This window comes from Denitrobacterium sp., from assembly GCF_056180635.1.
In genome coordinates this window covers 40712-56696 of sequence record NZ_JAZZJS010000040.1, presented here as the reverse complement: position 1 = coordinate 56696, position 15985 = coordinate 40712, and the positions used below count along the sequence as shown (strand labels likewise).

12 protein-coding genes and 1 rRNA gene are annotated in these 15985 nt (G+C 61.6%); 11 read left to right on the top strand and 2 right to left on the bottom strand.

The window, feature by feature from the left end; translation table 11 throughout:
- Positions 1-167 precede the first annotated feature (167 nt).
- From rrf to AC04P6_RS03715, 10 genes are all read left to right on the top strand, one after another.
- Positions 168-281: ribosomal RNA gene (rrf, locus tag AC04P6_RS03760) — 5S ribosomal RNA — on the top strand.
- Between the two features lie 170 nt (positions 282-451).
- A complete protein-coding gene (locus tag AC04P6_RS03755) occupies positions 452-817 on the top strand; it encodes a YccF domain-containing protein (protein WP_475565260.1) in 366 nt (121 codons plus the stop codon).
- A gap of 111 nt (positions 818-928) precedes the next feature.
- Positions 929-2368 (top strand): polysaccharide pyruvyl transferase family protein, encoded by a 1440-nt coding sequence (locus tag AC04P6_RS03750; RefSeq protein ID WP_475565259.1) that lies wholly within the window; start codon positions 929-931, stop codon positions 2366-2368.
- 5 nt (positions 2369-2373) lie between these two features.
- On the top strand, positions 2374-5145 hold the full coding sequence (locus tag AC04P6_RS03745; RefSeq protein WP_475565258.1) for an SDR family oxidoreductase: 2772 nt from the start codon (positions 2374-2376) through the stop codon (positions 5143-5145).
- Positions 5142-5753, top strand: coding sequence for a hypothetical protein (locus AC04P6_RS03740; protein ID WP_475565257.1), 612 nt, complete (start codon positions 5142-5144; stop codon positions 5751-5753). The genes AC04P6_RS03745 and AC04P6_RS03740 overlap by 4 nt, the downstream gene beginning before the upstream one ends.
- A complete protein-coding gene (locus AC04P6_RS03735; protein WP_475565255.1) occupies positions 5750-7027 on the top strand; it encodes an FAD-dependent oxidoreductase in 1278 nt (425 codons plus the stop codon). The genes AC04P6_RS03740 and AC04P6_RS03735 overlap by 4 nt, the downstream gene beginning before the upstream one ends.
- Before the next feature lie 100 nt (positions 7028-7127).
- Positions 7128-7703 carry a phosphatase PAP2 family protein gene (locus tag AC04P6_RS03730; RefSeq protein ID WP_475565254.1) on the top strand — a complete coding sequence of 192 codons (576 nt, stop codon included), beginning with the start codon at positions 7128-7130 and terminating at the stop codon, positions 7701-7703.
- A 15-nt stretch (positions 7704-7718) separates the two neighbouring features.
- Positions 7719-8558 carry a deoxyribonuclease IV gene (locus AC04P6_RS03725; RefSeq protein WP_475565253.1) on the top strand — a complete coding sequence of 280 codons (840 nt, stop codon included), beginning with the start codon at positions 7719-7721 and terminating at the stop codon, positions 8556-8558.
- Between the two features lie 62 nt (positions 8559-8620).
- Positions 8621-10447, top strand: a complete 1827-nt coding sequence (locus AC04P6_RS03720; RefSeq protein ID WP_475565252.1) for a fructose-bisphosphatase class III — start codon at positions 8621-8623, stop codon at positions 10445-10447.
- Positions 10448-10615: 168 nt separating this feature from the next.
- Positions 10616-12034 carry an FAD-binding oxidoreductase gene (locus AC04P6_RS03715; RefSeq protein ID WP_475565251.1) on the top strand — a complete coding sequence of 473 codons (1419 nt, stop codon included), beginning with the start codon at positions 10616-10618 and terminating at the stop codon, positions 12032-12034.
- 51 nt (positions 12035-12085) lie between these two features.
- Here AC04P6_RS03715 and AC04P6_RS03710 read toward each other — a convergent pair whose 3' ends face one another.
- A complete protein-coding gene (locus AC04P6_RS03710) occupies positions 12086-12337 on the bottom strand; it encodes a DUF1653 domain-containing protein (protein ID WP_475565249.1) in 252 nt (83 codons plus the stop codon).
- 154 nt (positions 12338-12491) lie between these two features.
- Here AC04P6_RS03710 and brnQ point away from each other — a divergent pair, with 154 nt between their 5' ends.
- Entirely contained in the window at positions 12492-13814 is a 1323-nt protein-coding gene (gene brnQ / locus AC04P6_RS03705) for a branched-chain amino acid transport system II carrier protein (protein ID WP_475565248.1), read from the top strand.
- Between the two features lie 88 nt (positions 13815-13902).
- On the opposite strand, the gene AC04P6_RS03700 is transcribed toward brnQ, so the two are convergent.
- Positions 13903-15984 (bottom strand): FtsX-like permease family protein, encoded by a 2082-nt coding sequence (locus tag AC04P6_RS03700; protein WP_475565247.1) that lies wholly within the window; start codon positions 15982-15984, stop codon positions 13903-13905.
- Position 15985: the final 1 nt, after the last annotated feature.

The window sequence follows — 15985 nt, the reverse complement described above, 5'->3', positions numbered from 1 at the left end:
TGCAAGCGCCGCGAGGCGTTCAGGCGAGCGGTACTAATAGCCCGAGCTCTTCTATTCACATCGCGCATGTCTAGTCACGATCAACGAACGCTATGCGGCACCCAGGGTAGCCGGCTCCCGCCGGACCTGACAATCGCATATGAGCGATTTGGGGGAACGCCCCCCATGAGCGCGACCATGGAGAGGGGGATCACCCGATCCCATTCCGAACTCGGCAGGTAAGCCCCTCCTCGCCGAAAGTACTGCGGTGTAGTCCGGGGGAGGATAGGGCGGCGCGCTCATGGGGGGCATTTCCATGCCATGGCCCGTCCCGCACCTGCGGGGCGGGCCTTTTTGTTTTATGACGCATAGTGTTGCTTGGGCATCGAATTACTTGTTTGTACGCATTTTGGTACATGCCAAATGCGAGGATGGGTATCATGGTGTCTAATGGCACGAGATAAGGAGCGTCATGCGTACTATCGGCAACATCATCTGGATTCTCACGGGCGGTTGGATCACGGCTCTGGGCTTCTGCCTGGCGGGAATCGTTTTCTATGTCTCCATCATCGGCATTCCGCTGGGACGCATTTCGTTCCGCATGGCCGCGCTTACGCTTACTCCGTTCGGCAAGGAAATCGTCTATGGCGGCGGAGCGCCGTCGTTCCTGGCGAATGTCGTATGGTTCCTGCTCATCGGCCTGTGGGCCGCAATTGCCTACGTTATCATGGGCGCCCTGTTTTGCATCACCGTCGTGGGCATTCCCTTTGGCCTGCAGCTTTTCAAGATGGCGCGCCTCGCTATCGCGCCTTTCGGATCCAGCCTCGTCGAGCGGTAAATACACCCGTAGGTTTACAAGTTAGCGAAGACTCCGTATAAAGCATTGTACACAATTAGATAGCGTGCTACTATTCTTTGCGATATTGAGGTATTGCAAGGAGTATTCCGCATGGATCGTCTGTTGGATATTGTCGTTCGTCTTCTCGCGCGCGCTTCGGTGCTCGCGAAGCCCCTGTCGCGCATTGGGCTCGTGTGCTATAGCGAATGGAAGCCCGGCCAGCCCATCCGTTTTCTGCTGGTGGGGTATAACGGTGCTGGTAACACCGGCGCGGATGTGCGCACGGCGGAAATCGCGCGTTTCGTGCGCGAGCGCTTCGGCGACCAGGCCCAGATCACGGTCATGACGCTCGACCGCGCCACGACCGATTGCTATTTCGACAGCGACGTCGCATCGTTCGAGTTCAGCTCGCTGTATCCCATGGCTACGCTGAAGGCGTGCTCGGAAAACGACGTCGTCATCCTGTGCGAAGGCTCCACGCTGAAGAGCAAGTTTGCCAACGCGCTCACGCTGTTCTTCGCCGAGGCCGCGGGCATTATGAAAGCGCAAGGCAAGCCCTGCATCGCCCTAGGCACGGAAGCGGGCCAGATGGACGAGTTCCTTGAGCGCACGGTGCGCAAGGAATTCTCGGAGGTCGAATACATCGCCCGCAGCGAGGCTTCGCTCGAGCGCGTGCGCGAGCTGGGCCTGAAGGCCCATGCGGGCACCGATGCCGCGTGGGATTTCGAGGTCGAGCGCGAGAATCCGGCAATCGAGGCGCAGCTGCGTGCCGATGGCTGGGATGGCAAGGCGCCCCTCATGGGCGTGGCTGCCATCGACCCCTTCTGCTGGCCGGTGCGCCCCTCGCTGGCAAAGGCCATCCGCGCGGCCATCACGCGCGACTGGTCGAACAACTTTGCGAAGTGGTATTTCTTCAGCACCTCGCCTGAGCGCGACGACCAGTTCGAGCGCTATATTCACGCGCTCGCCGATGCCATCAACACGCGTTATGTGCTCACGGGCTGCCACGCGGTGCTGCTGGGCATGGAACGCCTGGATGCGCGTGCGTGCCAGCGTCTTTCCGAGCTCATCGATGCGCCGTATTCCGTCTTTCTGGCGCGCGACCATAATGCCTACGACATGACCGCGGTGCTGCGTCGCCTTTCCCTCCTGGTGACGTCGCGCTATCACGCGAACGTGCTGAGCATGGCTGCCGCGGTGCCCACCGTGGCCGTTTCGATGGACGAGCGTCTGAAGAACACCATGGATGAAATGGGCCTTTCCGAGCATCTGCTGCTTGCGGCCGATGACCCCGACCTGGCGAGCCACATTAAGTCGGCGATGTCGTACATCGATGCGAACGAGACGAACATTCGCGAGACCATTCGCACGTCGAATCGCGAGTACCAGGGCCAGATGCATGCCATGGTTGACCAGATGGAAGGCATGGTCAATGCTTATCTGCGTGAGCGTCAGGCGGCGTTGAACGCATCTTCTGCGATGTCGGCAGAGCCGTTCGAGGCTCCCATCCGCAATCTGGGCGATTCCGCGGTTCGAGCGGGGCAGAGGTAGTGGCGATGAACGACGTCCGCGAAAGCGTATTCCTCACGGGTGCCACGGGATTCCTTGGCACGTTCGTGACGGCGGAGCTGCTTGCCCGTCCTAACGTGACGGTGTATGCGCTCGTGCGCGCGGCCGACGAGGCCTCTGCGCGTACGCGCTTGCGCAATCTCTGGTGGGAATTGCCCGATCTGCGCGAAGCCGTGGGCGAGCGCGTTATTCCCATCGTCGGCGATCTTGCCGCCCCTGACCTGGGGCTTTCCGTGTCTGACCTGCAGCGTGTAACGGAATCGTGCACGTATGTCGTGCATGCCGCCGCGCAGGTGGAAATCATGAAGTCGCGCGACGAGATGCAACGCGTGAATGTGGGAGGCACGCGTGCTGCGCTTGGCCTGGCCCAGCGCCTGCACGAAACCGGCTGCCTGAAGCGCTTCGCGTTCGTGTCCACGGCATATGTGGCAGGCTCGATGTCGGGGCGCATTCCCGCGGGAGAGCTGCCCGAGCATGCGTTCAACAGCGCATACGAGGAGAGCAAGGCACAGGCCGAGGCACTGGTGCGCGCGAGCGGGCTTCCGTTTTCTATCTTCCGCCCCGGCATGATCGTGGGCGATAGCGCCACTGGGCGTATCTCCACGTTCAACACCGTGTATTACGTGCTGAAGCTGCTACTCACGCGCAAGCTGCGCTTCCTGCCCATATCATCCTCGCAGCGCGTGAACCTCGTTCCCGTCGACTACGTGGCGCGTGCTCTTGTAGGCTTGCTGCTGCGTGACGACACCGAAGGCGAGACGTTCCACCTGGTCACGCCGAAGGAAAAGCAGCCCCAGGTGGGCGAGCTGCTTTCCCATGTACGTGCGTGGGCTTCCCGCGAGTTGGGCGAGCGCGTGCCCAGCGTGACGTGCATCCCCCTGGGGTTCTTGGCCAAGCGCGGGGCCGCCACCAACCTGCGTGGCGCCGAGCGCGCACATGGGCTGAAGGAGAATCTGCTCGCGCTCACCCCGTATTTCTTCGACGCCTGCGATTTCGACACGGCTAACGCGAAGGAACGTGGTTTCGAGGCGCCTGAATGGCGTGGGTATATTGATGCGATGCTGGCATATGCCTGCCGCAAGAACTTCCTGCACCACAACGCGCGCACGGTGTTCGAGCAGGTGATGTTCCGTCAGCGCAGCAAGAGTGCTCGCGTCATGTATCACGACGTGAGCTCGCAGGGCATCAGCGACGTTTCGGCGCGTGATATGGGCGAGCTCATCGAGCGCGTGCATGCCTCGCTGGTTGCCATGGGCATGAAGCCTGGCAGCCGCGTGGCCATTTCGGGCGCGAACAGCACCGCCTATCTGGCTATCGACATGGCCATCGGCCTTGCAGGTGCGGTGAGCGTCCCCCTGTATTACACGACGCCCGCTGCGGAAATCGACGAGCTGCTGCAGGCGCGCAACGCGGATGTGCTGTTCGTGGGCGATGCGCGCATCATGGCGCATATCGACGACGTGCGTACGGACATCCCCATCGTAGCTTTTGGCGGCGTTTCCCATAAGGATGTTACGCGCTCCATCGTGGCCTGGGATGATTTTCTGGCGCGCGGTGAGGGGCTCTATCCGCAGCCCGCCGTGGTCGATTACGGCTCGCTTGCCACCATCCGCTCCACGTCGGGCACGACGGGCATGCCGAAGGGCGTGCTATTCAACCACTATCAGCTGCGTTGGATGGGCGAGGTGCTCGCTTCGCTTCTGGGTTGGCGTGGACGCACCACGGAAATGCGCTACCTGTCGTTTTTGCCCATGAGTCATGTGGTCGAGGGCATCCTGGCCACGTATGCACCCTATTACCTGCGTGCGAAAACCGACCTGTACTACCTGAACGACTTCGAGAGCCTCGTTTCCTCGCTTCCGAAGATTCGCCCCACGGTGTTCTTCTCGGTGCCGCGTTTCTACGAGAAGGTGTGGGATCAGCTTGCCGCAAACCCAGTGGGCCGTCGCTATATCGCCATGAAGGATGGCTTCCTGAAGCGTGCGCTCGCGCCCGTGCTGCGTCGCAAGCTGCTCAAGCAGGCGGGGCTCGACGCGTGCGAGCAGTTGCTGGTGGGTTCGGCGCCGATCAACCCGCAGCTGCTTCGGAATTTCCGCAGCTTGGGAATCGAGATTCACAACGCGTACGGCCAGACCGAGGCTCCTCTCATTTCCATGTGCCGTCTGGGCGACAACCAGCTTGGCAGCGTGGGTACGGCCCTCCCCGACACGCAGATTTCCGTGAATGACGAGGGCGAAATCCTCGTGCGCGGCCCACAGGTCGCCCTGGGCTACGATGGGCGCAGGGCGAAGGGCCTCGACGAGGGCGTGCTGTTCACGGGAGATATCGGCAGCCTCGACGAGGCGGGGCATCTGTCGCTCGCGGGGCGCCAGAAGGAAATGCTCGTGACGTCGTACGGCAAGAACATCAACACGCAGAAGGTCGAAACGGCCCTGAAGGGCATTCCCGGGGTCGAAGAGGCCGTGCTCATCGGCGAGGCGAAGCCGTTCTGCGTGGCGCTCCTGTGGGTTTCGCAGGAATGCGACCTTGGCTTGCTGGAGCGTTCGATTGCGCAGGTGAACGAAGGTCTTTCGCATCCCGAACAGGTAAAGCGCTGGCGCGTGGAGGCCGAGCCGCTCTCCATTGCGAAGGGCGAGCTCACGCCCAACTTGAAGGTGCGCCATGCCGTGGTGGAACGTCATTACGCGCATGATATCGAAGCGCTGTATGCCGGTCATGGCGCGGTTCCCGTGGGAGTCGGGAGGGATGCGTCTCGATGAGCATCGCTCTCCGAATGTTCCTGTTCGCGCATCGTCGCATACCCCAGGTATTCAACCGGGTTGCGCTCGGCGTGCTCATGCGGGTAACGGCACGTGCGTTTGGCGAGAAGCCCCCGCGCCAGATGGGGCCCCATAAGAAGCGTCTGCAATCGTATGCCCAGTACACGCGGCGTATGGCGCGTACCGAGCTGAAGGCGTACGAGGAGGGGCGCACTGCCCTGGAAACAGGTGAGATGGACGCGGTGCGGAACCTGCCCGCGGCCAAGCGCTTGCGCGAGGAAATGCGCGTTATGTCGGCTCGCCTGAAGCGCGTTCTGAAGCCGCGCACCGAAGAGCAATCCTGGCGCATCGTGCGTACGCTCTACAGTGCCATTTACATCGACATGCACGCTAAGCCCTCATCTGCGCAAGAGGGCGCGTCGGTATGCATGAAGCGGTGCTATTTCTCGAGGATATATGGTCCTGCGACCTGCGCTTTTATGGGGTGCATGGATGAAGGGCTGATGGCGGGTCTGGTTGCCGATGGGCAGCTGGATTTCTCGTCGCGTATCACGCAGGGTTCGCCTGCATGCTGTGCACGTTTCAACATGGAGAGTGGTGCTCGATGAAAACCGCAATCGTAGTGGGTTCCGGCGCGGGCGGCGCGATGATGGCGCGCGAGCTTCAGGGCGCGTATCAGGTGACGGTGCTGGAAGAAGGTGGCGCGTTCGAGCCGTTCGGCGCGAATATCAACCGCCTTGCCAAGCTGCGCAAGACGGGCGCGTTCTTCGATGACCGCATGATTCAGTTGCTCTTTCCCCAGATGCGCATTTCGCATGTTCCCGAAATGACGCTCGTGCGTGGTCGCGGTTTGGGTGGCACTACCACGCTGTCGACGGCGAATGCGCTGCGCTACGACGGGTCGCTGCGCGAGCTGGGCATCGATCTCGATACCGAATTCGCGGAGCTGCAGGATGAGCTCCCCATCAATACGGAACACCAAGCTCGTTGGTCTCCGATGACGAAGCGCGCGTGGGATATCTTCGGCGACATGGGCCTCAATCCCGTTGTCATGCCGAAGTTCACGCAATGCCCCAAGCGTTGCGTAGCGTGCGGCCGCTGCGTGCTGGGCTGCCCCACGGGCGCGAAGTGGGATTCCCGTTTGCTTCTTAACGAGGCCGCCGAAAACGGCGCGGTCATTCTGGAGAAGTGCCGCGTGCTGAGCCTTGAGATTCGCAACGATCAGGTGGCGGGCGTATGGGCCATTCACCAGGGGCATAAGCGCCTCTTTACCGCCGACGTGGTGGTGCTTGCCGCGGGTGGCGAGGGAACGCCGTGCATTCTGGAGGCGTCGGGCATTACCGCGAAGCAGGGCTTCTTCGAGGATCCGGTGCTTTGCGTCGCCGGCCGTCTTCCGAATGCGCGTCTGCATGCGCAGGTGCCCATGCCGTTCGCGAGCCAGCAGGATGGCTACATCCTCTCGCCGTACATGGATTGGCTGAGCTTCTTCTTCAACCGCGACTGGCGCCTGCCTGCGCAGGATATCGCCAGCATGATGATCAAGTTCGCCGATACGAACGAGGGGTCGGTCACGCGTGCGGGTACGTACAAGCGCCTCGAGGACATCGACTACGAACGCTTGGCGCGTGGCGTCGACCAGTGCCGCGAAATCCTGCTGCGCATGGGCGTGGCCGAGGAAGACATCGTGCTCGGCACCATGAACGCGGGGCATCCTGGCGGAACCTTCCCGCTGGGCGAAGCCGAAGCGGCGACGCTGCATAGCTCGCTGCTGCCCGCGAATTGCTACGTGGCCGATGCCTCGCTGCTGCCCGAATCGATGGGCAATCCGCCGATGCTCACCATCATGGCGCTCGCGAAGCGCATCGCCCGCATTCTGCGCTAGCGCTCACGTAACGCAAGCGTTGGTGATTCGGTGCAATCGCCGGGTCCATCGTCTCGTCTGCTAGGATGGAAGCACATTTCGATTCTAAGAGGGTGGGAACATGGACTTGGCGATACTGCACGGCATTCAGAACGCGATAGGCTGCGCGCCCCTGGACGCATTCATGGCTGCAATTACCATGCTGGGCGAAAAGGGCGCCCTTTGGCTGCTCATCGGCATCGTGCTTATCTGCATGAAGCGCTATCGCCGCTGGGGCGTTGCCGTCATCTGCGCGGTCGCCCTGGTATGGGTTGTGGGCGACCATGTCATCAAGCCGCTGGTGGCGCGTCCCCGTCCGTTCTTGGTTGACGCGTCGTTCCTTCCCCTGCTCGTGCCTACGCCCGACGGCTATTCGTTCCCCTCGGGGCATGCGGCCGGCGGCTTCGCCACGGCAACGGTGCTGTTGTTCAGTAACGTGAAAAAGCCCTGGAAGGTGGCCATTTTCGTGGTGGCCGCCATCGTTGCGTTCTCGCGCCTGTATCTGTGCGTGCACAATCCCTCCGACGTGCTGGCTGGCATGCTGCTGGGCATTGTGGCGGGCATCATCGTTTCCCTTATCGTGAAAGCGCTTTCGCAGCGCTATGGCTGGGGCGATTCCTCCGATGAGCCGCAAGGCGCTCACGCGCGCCAGGCTTAACGCGAAGGGGCGCAGGTGGAACAGCTTGTAATTGGGCCGCACCTTTCGGTGGCGAAGGGCTATGCCAAGGCCGCAGACGAGGCGGCATCGCTGGGTGCGAATACGTTCCAGTTCTTCACGCGCAACCCGCGCGGCGGCAAGGCGAAGGCCATCGACCCGAAGGATATCGAGGCCTTTCGCGTGCGCGCGAGGAAATACGGCATCGGCTGCATGCTTGCTCATGCGCCCTACACGCTGAATGCCGCTGCCGCGAAACCCGACGTGCAGGATTTCGCGCGTCGCGCGTTCGCCGAAGACCTCGAGCGCATGGAGCTCTTCCCCGGCCAGTGCTACAACTTCCACCCTGGCAGCCATGTGGGGCAGGGTGCCGAAGTGGGCATCGCCAAGATCGTCTCGGTGCTGAACGACGTGCTGCAGCCAGGCCAGACCACCATGGTGCTGTTGGAGACGATGGCCGGCAAGGGCACGGAAATCGGTCGTACGTTCGAGGAGCTTGCGGCCATCATCGATGGCGTGGAGCTGAGCGACTGCATGGGCGTCACGCTCGATACGTGCCACGTGTGGGATGCCGGCTACGACATCCGCGATAACCTCGACGGCGTGCTCGAGGAATTCGACCGCATCATTGGCCTCGACCGCTTGAAGGCCATCCATCTGAACGATTCCAAGAACCCCTGCGGTGCGCATAAGGACCGCCACGAGCGCATTGGGGAAGGGGCCATCGGCTTCGAGGCCCTCGCTGCCGTAACGCGCCATCCCGCTCTGCGCCATCTGCCCTTCTACCTGGAGACTCCTCAGGATTCCCCTGCGGGCTATGCCGGCGAAATCGAGGCATTGCGCGCAATTTGGCAATAAGCTGCATCCGCGCGCTCCTTCGGGTACCATTAAGCGGTACAAAACGATTCGAAAGGACGTCCATGGACCGCGAAGAGGAAATCAAGAAGATATCCGCTGAACTGAATTCCCTGAAAACGCCTGAGTACTTCGTTTCCGATGTGCATGGCGAATTCGGCGCGTTTGCCCACATCCTGCGCAATGGATGCGGCATGGTGCGCGTCGCCATCGACGACGTGCTGGGCGACCTGCTGGAAGAGGGCGACGTCGATGCCCTGGCAACGCTCGTGTACTATCCGCATCGCAAGCTCCCGCTTCTGGTGGAAGCCGCGGAAGATGCCGATCTGTGGCGCATTCGCACGATGAAGAACCTGCTCGCGGTGCTGCGCCATGTTGCGGCCGACCGTTCTCCGCGCTCCGTGGCCGACGCGCTTTCCAGCGACGTCGCGCGCGAGGTGTACGCCATCCTGGGGCTGGAAGACAAGGCTCCTGCGGAAGCGCCCGAGCTGTCGAACGACCCCGATGTGCAGATCATCGCGCTATGCCGGGCCATCCAGCGTCTCGTTATCGGCCACGTGCACATGGTGGGCGACATCTACGACCGTGGCCCCGCGCCGCATCTCATCATGGACGAGCTCGCGAAGCTTCCCTCGCTCGACATCCAGTGGGGCAATCACGACATGGTGTGGATGGGCGCATCGCTGGGCCAGCGTGGCTGCATCGCGCACGTGGTGCGTAACTGCGCGCGCTATGGCAACCTCGACATCCTCACCGACGCCTACGGCATGGACCTGAAACCCCTGGTGGATTTCGCGCTCGAGGCGTACGCGGGCGACCCGTGCGAAGCTTTCGCGCTGAAGGTGAACCCGGGCCTGTCGCCCGAAGAGCTCGACGCTGCCGTGAAGGTGCAGAAGGCCATGGCCATTCTGCAGTTCAAGGTGGAAGCGCAGCTCATCGACGAGAATCCCGATTTTGGGTTGGAAAGTCGCAAGCTGCTGCACCTCATCGACTACGAGCGCGGCGTGGTGCCGGTCGACGGCGTGGAGTACGACGTCACCGACCTCCATCTGCCCACGGTCGACCGCGAGCATCCCTACCAGCTCACGCAGGGAGAAGAGGAAGTCATGCGCCATCTGGAGCGCGAGTTCATGGAATGCGAGACGCTTCAGAAGCATATGCGCGTGCTGCTCGACCGAGGCAGCCTGTACGCGCTTTCCAATGGCAACTTGCTGCTGCACGCGTGCGTGCCCCTGAACGAAGACGGCTCGCTGAAGGAAGTCAGCATTTTCGGCAAGGTCTGCTCGGGCCTGGCGCTCTACGATGAGCTGCAGGAATGGGTGTACCGCGGCTTCCGCGCCGAAGACGAGGCGGAGCGCAAGCGTGGTCGCGACATCATGTGGTACCTGTGGCTGGGCGAGGGCTCGCCGCTGTTCGCCAAGAGCAAGATGGCCACGTTCGAGATTTACATGTGCCGCCAGAAGGAAGCGCGCAAGGAAATCAAGAACGCGTTCTACCAGCTGTTCGACTACGAGGAACCCTATAACGGCATCTTCCGCGACTTCGGGCTCGACCCCAACACGGCGCACCTGGTGTGCGGCCACGTGCCCGTGAAGGTGAAGGACGGCGAAGACCCGGTGAAGGCGGGCGGCAAGGTCATCTGCATCGACGGCGGCTTTTCCGCGGCGTATCAGAAGACCACGGGCATTGCCGGGTTCACGCTGGTGAGCAGCCCGTACGACCTTACCATCTACAGTCACGAGCCCCTTCCCGATGTGGATGCCGCAATTCGCGATAACCTCGACATTCACTCCACGGCGCGCATCATCGAGGAATATGCGACGCCTCGTCTTATCGCCGATACCGACGAAGGGCTGTTCCTGCATGCCCGCTTGGCGAAACTGCAAGCGTAGCGTTTTCTTATGGCCTACTGGCGGCTTCGGCTCGCTAGTGGGCCTTATTTATTCTGGGGGAATTACCTATCTCTGCCCTAAAAATGGCCCTTTAACTGGTATAACAGTCAATCACTGAGGGATTTTTTGAGCACGCGGGCGGGGGAGTTCGCGTGGAAAGGAGCTTTCATGCCCGAGTATCAGGAGCTAACGCCCGAGCTGATTTCCCAGCTCGCGGAAATCGTGGGCGCCGACAATTGCCTTTCCGGCGAGGATATCGCCGAAGACTACGCGCATGACGAAATGCCCATCTACGGCACGCGCATGCCCGAGGCGGTTTGCCTGCCCGCAACCACCGAAGAGGTGGCTGCCATCATGAAGCTCTGCTATGAAAACAGCATTCCCGTTACGGTGCGCGGCGCTGGCACGGGTCTGGTGGGCGGCAGCACGCCGCTCTTCGGCGGTGTCGTTCTGTGCACGATGCGCATGGACAAGATCCTGGAATACGACATGGACAATCTGAACGTGCGCGTTCAGCCGGGCGTGCGCCTGTGCGACCTCGCTGCCGACGCTCAGGACCACGACCTGATGTATCCGCCCGATCCCGGCGAGAAGACGGGGTCTCTGGGCGGCAACGTGAGCACCAATGCCGGCGGCATGCGTGCGGTGAAGTACGGCACTACGCGCGATTACGTGCTTGCCATGACCGTCGTGCTTCCCACGGGCGAAATCCAGCATATTGGCCGTGCCGTTACGAAGACGAGCTCGGGCTACAGCCTGCTGCACCTCATGATTGGCTCCGAGGGCACGCTGGGCGTTATCTGCGAGCTCACGCTGAAGCTCGTGCCGAATCCGCGTGAGGACATGAGCTTCATCCTGCCGTTCCAGAACATCGAAGCGGCCATCGAGTCGGTTCCGAAAATCAAGCTGGCCGGACTCGACCCCCAGTCCATCGAGTTCATGGAGCGCGACATCGTCGATACGTCGGCGGAGGCCACGGGCAACCACGTGTTCCCCACGGAAGTGGACGGCAACGAAGTGGGCGCCTACATTCTGGTCACGCTCGATGGCAACGACGAGGACGAGATCTTCATGCGTGCCGAGCGCTTGGCGGAGGTGGCCGATGAGCAGGGCGCATTCGACACGCTCGTCGTTCAGGACCCGTCTCAGAAAGACAGCGTGTGGGCAGCGCGCAGCTCGTTCCTCACGGTAATCGAGTCCGATACGCAGCATATCGACGAAATGGACGTGGTTGTTCCCGTGAACAGCATCGCCAACTTCCTGGAGTACGTGCATGGCGTGGGCGAGCAGAACGGCACGCGCATTCGATCCTTCGGCCATGCGGGCGACGGCAACCTGCATATCTACTGTTGCGCTAACGACATGGACCAGGACGAATTCCTGGCGCAGTCGGCCAAGGTGATGGAGGCCGCATACGCGAAGTGCGCCGAACTGGGTGGCCAGATTTCCGGCGAGCATGGCATTGGCCATGCGAAGAAGGAGTATCTGCGCGCTTCCCTGGGCGATACGCCCATCAACCTCATGGCAGGCATCAAGGCCGTGTTCGATCCGAAGGGAATTCTGAACCCCGGCAAGATCTGCAGCTAGGGCTGGCTTATACCTCACGAGGGGCGGTGCGCTTGCGCGTGCCGCCTCTTTTTATGCCTTGTGGGCTACGCTTTCGATTTCCTGCAGCTCGAAGCGGTGCTTCTGCTCGCAGTTGGGGTACTTGTCGTGGTCGACTTCCGAAAGGAACATGCTCTTGGGGCGAATCCAGAGCGAGCCGTCGCCGTAGAGCTTGCGGTACACCACGTATTCCTCGTTGGTTTCGGAATGGCGCGCGATGTCCTCCACGAGGTAATAGTCGCCCTTGAAATGACGGTATACGCGTTTGAGCTCGATGTTTCGCATGCTTATCCTTTCATGGCGCGCTGGTGTGCTTCCTTGGGATTGTAGCAGCTGCGCTGCGGTGGGACGCTTCGTGTCGAGGGAGTGTGAACGCTTTGGCGTGCCGCACGCCGCGCGTGCTATCATGCCCACTGTTTTTCAAATGATAGGAGCGCCGGTGAAGGCTAAGAATAGGATATCTGTTTCGGTGATGCTGTTTGGCATGCTGTTTGGTGCGGGCAACTTGATTTTCCCCGTTCACCTGGGGCAGCTTGCCGCGGGAAACGTGGTTGTGGCTACGCTGGGCTTCGTGATCACCGCCGTTGGCCTGCCCCTTTTGGGCGTGGCCGCTCTGGGCGCGAGCCGCGCGTCGGGCGGTCTCGAGCTTGCGCAGAAGGTTGGTCGCAGGTGGGGCCTTGCCTTCATGGGCGTGCTGTACCTCACCATTGGCCCGTTCTTCGCGATTCCCCGTTGCGCGTCGGTTACCTACACGGTGGGCATCGAGCCGCTAGTTGGCTCGTCGTGGCTCGCCCCGTGCACGGTCGTGTTTTTCGTCATTGCCGTGCTGCTGGCGATGAGGCCCGGCCAGATCCTCACGTGGATTGGCAAGGTCATCACGCCGCTCTTCCTGGTTTTCCTGGCGGTGCTGCTGGTAACGGCGCTCGCCAACCCGCTGTCTTCCATCGATGCCGCATCCGCATCTGCGGGCTATGACGCAAATGCGTTCTCGAGTGGCTTCTTCGAAGGCTACAACACCATGGACGTGCTTGCCGCGCTCGCATTCGGCGGCGTAGTGGTGGAGGTAATCCGTCGCCTGGGCGTTTCCGATGGTGGCGCCATTGCGGGCGAGGTGGTGCGCTGCGGCGCGGTGAGCTGCGCCATCATGGTCGTCATCTACGGCGCGCTTGCCCTCGTGGGCGCGCAGAGCGTGGGTGCGCTGGGCGCGTCCGAAAATGGCGGCATCGCACTTACGCAAATCGCCACGGCGTATTTCGGGCCGGCGGGCCTGGTTATCCTTGCCGTCACGGTTGCCCTTGCATGCTTGAAGGTGGCCGTGGGCTTGCTGGTGAGCTGCGCCGAATTCTTCAAGGAGTCGTTCCCGAAGGGGCCGTCGTATCGGGCGTGGGTCATCATCTTCGCCGTCTTGTCGCTGGTCATCGCCAACGCGGGCCTTACGCGCGTAATCGAATACGCCGCACCCGTGCTCATGTTCCTCTATCCGCTTGCCATCGTTCTCATCGTCTTGGCGCTTGCGGGTCGTTGGGTCTCCGTTCCCCGCGAAGTGTATATCGCGGTTGTTTCGTGCGTCACGGTAACGTGCGTGCTCGATTTTCTGAACGGGCTGCCCGAAGCGGCGCAGGCTCCGTTCCTGGGCCTGTTGAGCTGGGCATCTGCATATGTCCCGCTGTTCGACATGGGCCTTGCCTGGCTTCTGCCTGCCGCGCTGGGCGTGTGCATCGGCGCAGCTGCCCATGCGCTGCGCGCCAAGAAGAGCGCGTAGGCTGCGCAATCTGGCATAACGAAAGCCGGCCCGGAGCTAAACGCTGCGGGCCGGCTTTCTGTTTGTCGGAAGGGGTGTTGGGGTTAGGCTAGCGGGCAAGCGCTCCGCGTACGAGTCGCTTGCTTGCGAAGTACGTGATGAGCATGTAGCCGCCATAGATCACGAGCATGAGCGCGCCCGTGAGTGCGATGGATCCCGTAGCGTCGACGCCCAGTGCGGGGATGATGGTCTTCGACATAACGGCGATGCTCCATGCCGTGTGGCAGATCGCAACCGCAAGCGGGGCAAGGAAGTACAGCTCGACCTGATGGCGAAGCGAGCGCTGGATGTCGCGCTGGTCGGTTCCAATGCGCGAAAGCGTGCGGTAGCGTGCAAGCGAATCGGCTACGTCGGTGAGCTGCCTGATGGCGAGCAGGGCCGCAACGGCGATGAGGAACACGAACCCGATGTAGATGGCCAGGTACGTTACGAGCATATGCAGGAAGGTCGCCTGGGAGTACATTTCCTGTCCGGTGAGCGTGGCTTCCAGGGGCCAGCTGTCGCCATAGGCCTCTTCGCACGCTTTGCGCGTGTTCGAGAGCGCCTCCTCGTATGCGCTGGCATCGTCGGATACGAACATGAAGTTCAGGTAGGTGTACGACTCGGTTGCGTGGCCGCTGGCGATAAGCTGGTCTACGACATCGTCGTTCGCGATGATGACCAGGCCCACGCTGCCCATTGCCGTATTCGATTCCTCCACCGACGTGCTCGCGGTTATTTCAAGGTCGATGCCGCTGTACGTGACATGCGCGTGCTTTTCCAGCAGCTCCTTGGCCTGGGTCTTCACCATGTCGACGGTGTTGGCGAGCGCTGCCTGGCCTTCGCCGATATGCACTTCGGGCTGGCCGATCATGCGCATGGTGGCGTTGTATTCCGAAAGCTTCTGAATGGAAACCGGCCCATCCTCGATGTACGCCAGGGATTCGTCTAGGACTACGCCGGATGCGCCTAGCATTTCGCCGTACGTGAACGAGGTTCCGTCGGTTTCGCTTGCGAGGTCGTACGTGTTGAGCTGCACCGATTCGCGGACGTACGTATCCCAATTCGGGTCGGCAAGGCGGATGGCCGCCACGCGGTCGCCGTGGGTTTCCTGGTATGCGTCAAGCTTGTCGATGCCCGTCTGGCTTGCATGGTAGTAGAGCGGAGCCGAGCAGTCGTAGGGCGTGAGCTTGCCCGAGTTGTCGATGAGCGCGCTCGCGATGCCCATGCCCGTGGAGAAGATGGTCATGGCGAAGAAGAGGATGACGCTGATGGCCCACAGCGAGAGGAACGCCGTGTTGATGCGGGCAGCTACCTGGCGCATGGTGAACGCAGTGAGGCCGCGGCGATATGCGGAAAGCTTGCTTACGGCAGCGATGGTCAGGCCGGATGCCGACCAGAAGAACAGCAGCGTGCCCACGAGCATGGCGATGGTTGCCTGTATGAACCGGGGGTCGTCGAGCGAGACCAGGCCGGTTTCCGCCAGGCGGAAGTAGGCGAACGCCAGGATGCCGATGGAAAGCATGAACACGAGCGTGCTTGCAATGGGGTTGCGCATGATGATGCGTTGCTGCTGCGAGCCGCTGTCGAGTAGCTTCACGATGTTCGTGCGTCCGATGGAAACGACGTTGAACAGGGCTACCACTGCGAAGATGATGCCCACGCACAAGACGGTGCTCTTGAGTGCGTCCACCGAGAAGATGAACTGGTAGTGCTGGATGATGGTGCACATGAGCTTGGCCGTGGCGAGCGAGAGGAGCTGGCTGAGCAGGAAGCCCGCCGCAACGCCCAGCGCGAGCGCCGCCAGGCCAACCAGCAGCGTCTCCATGAGCATGACGATGGTGACGCCGCGCGTTGTCATGCCCAGGGTGAGGTACGTGCCGAATTCGCGATGGCGCCTGCGGATGATGAATCCGTTCGCGTAGACGACCAGGAAGCCAAGCACGAAGGCGACGACGTACGAGAACAGCCCCATGAATTCGGAAACCGACTTGAAGATGTCCGCGTTTTCGCGGATGTCGAAGAGGATCTGCTGAGCCTCGATGGAGTTGAACGCGTAGAAGACGGCTACGCCTACGAAGAGCGTCACGAAGTAGACGGCGTAGTCTCCCAGTGATTTGCGCATATTGCGCAAGGCGAGTTTCAAGTACATG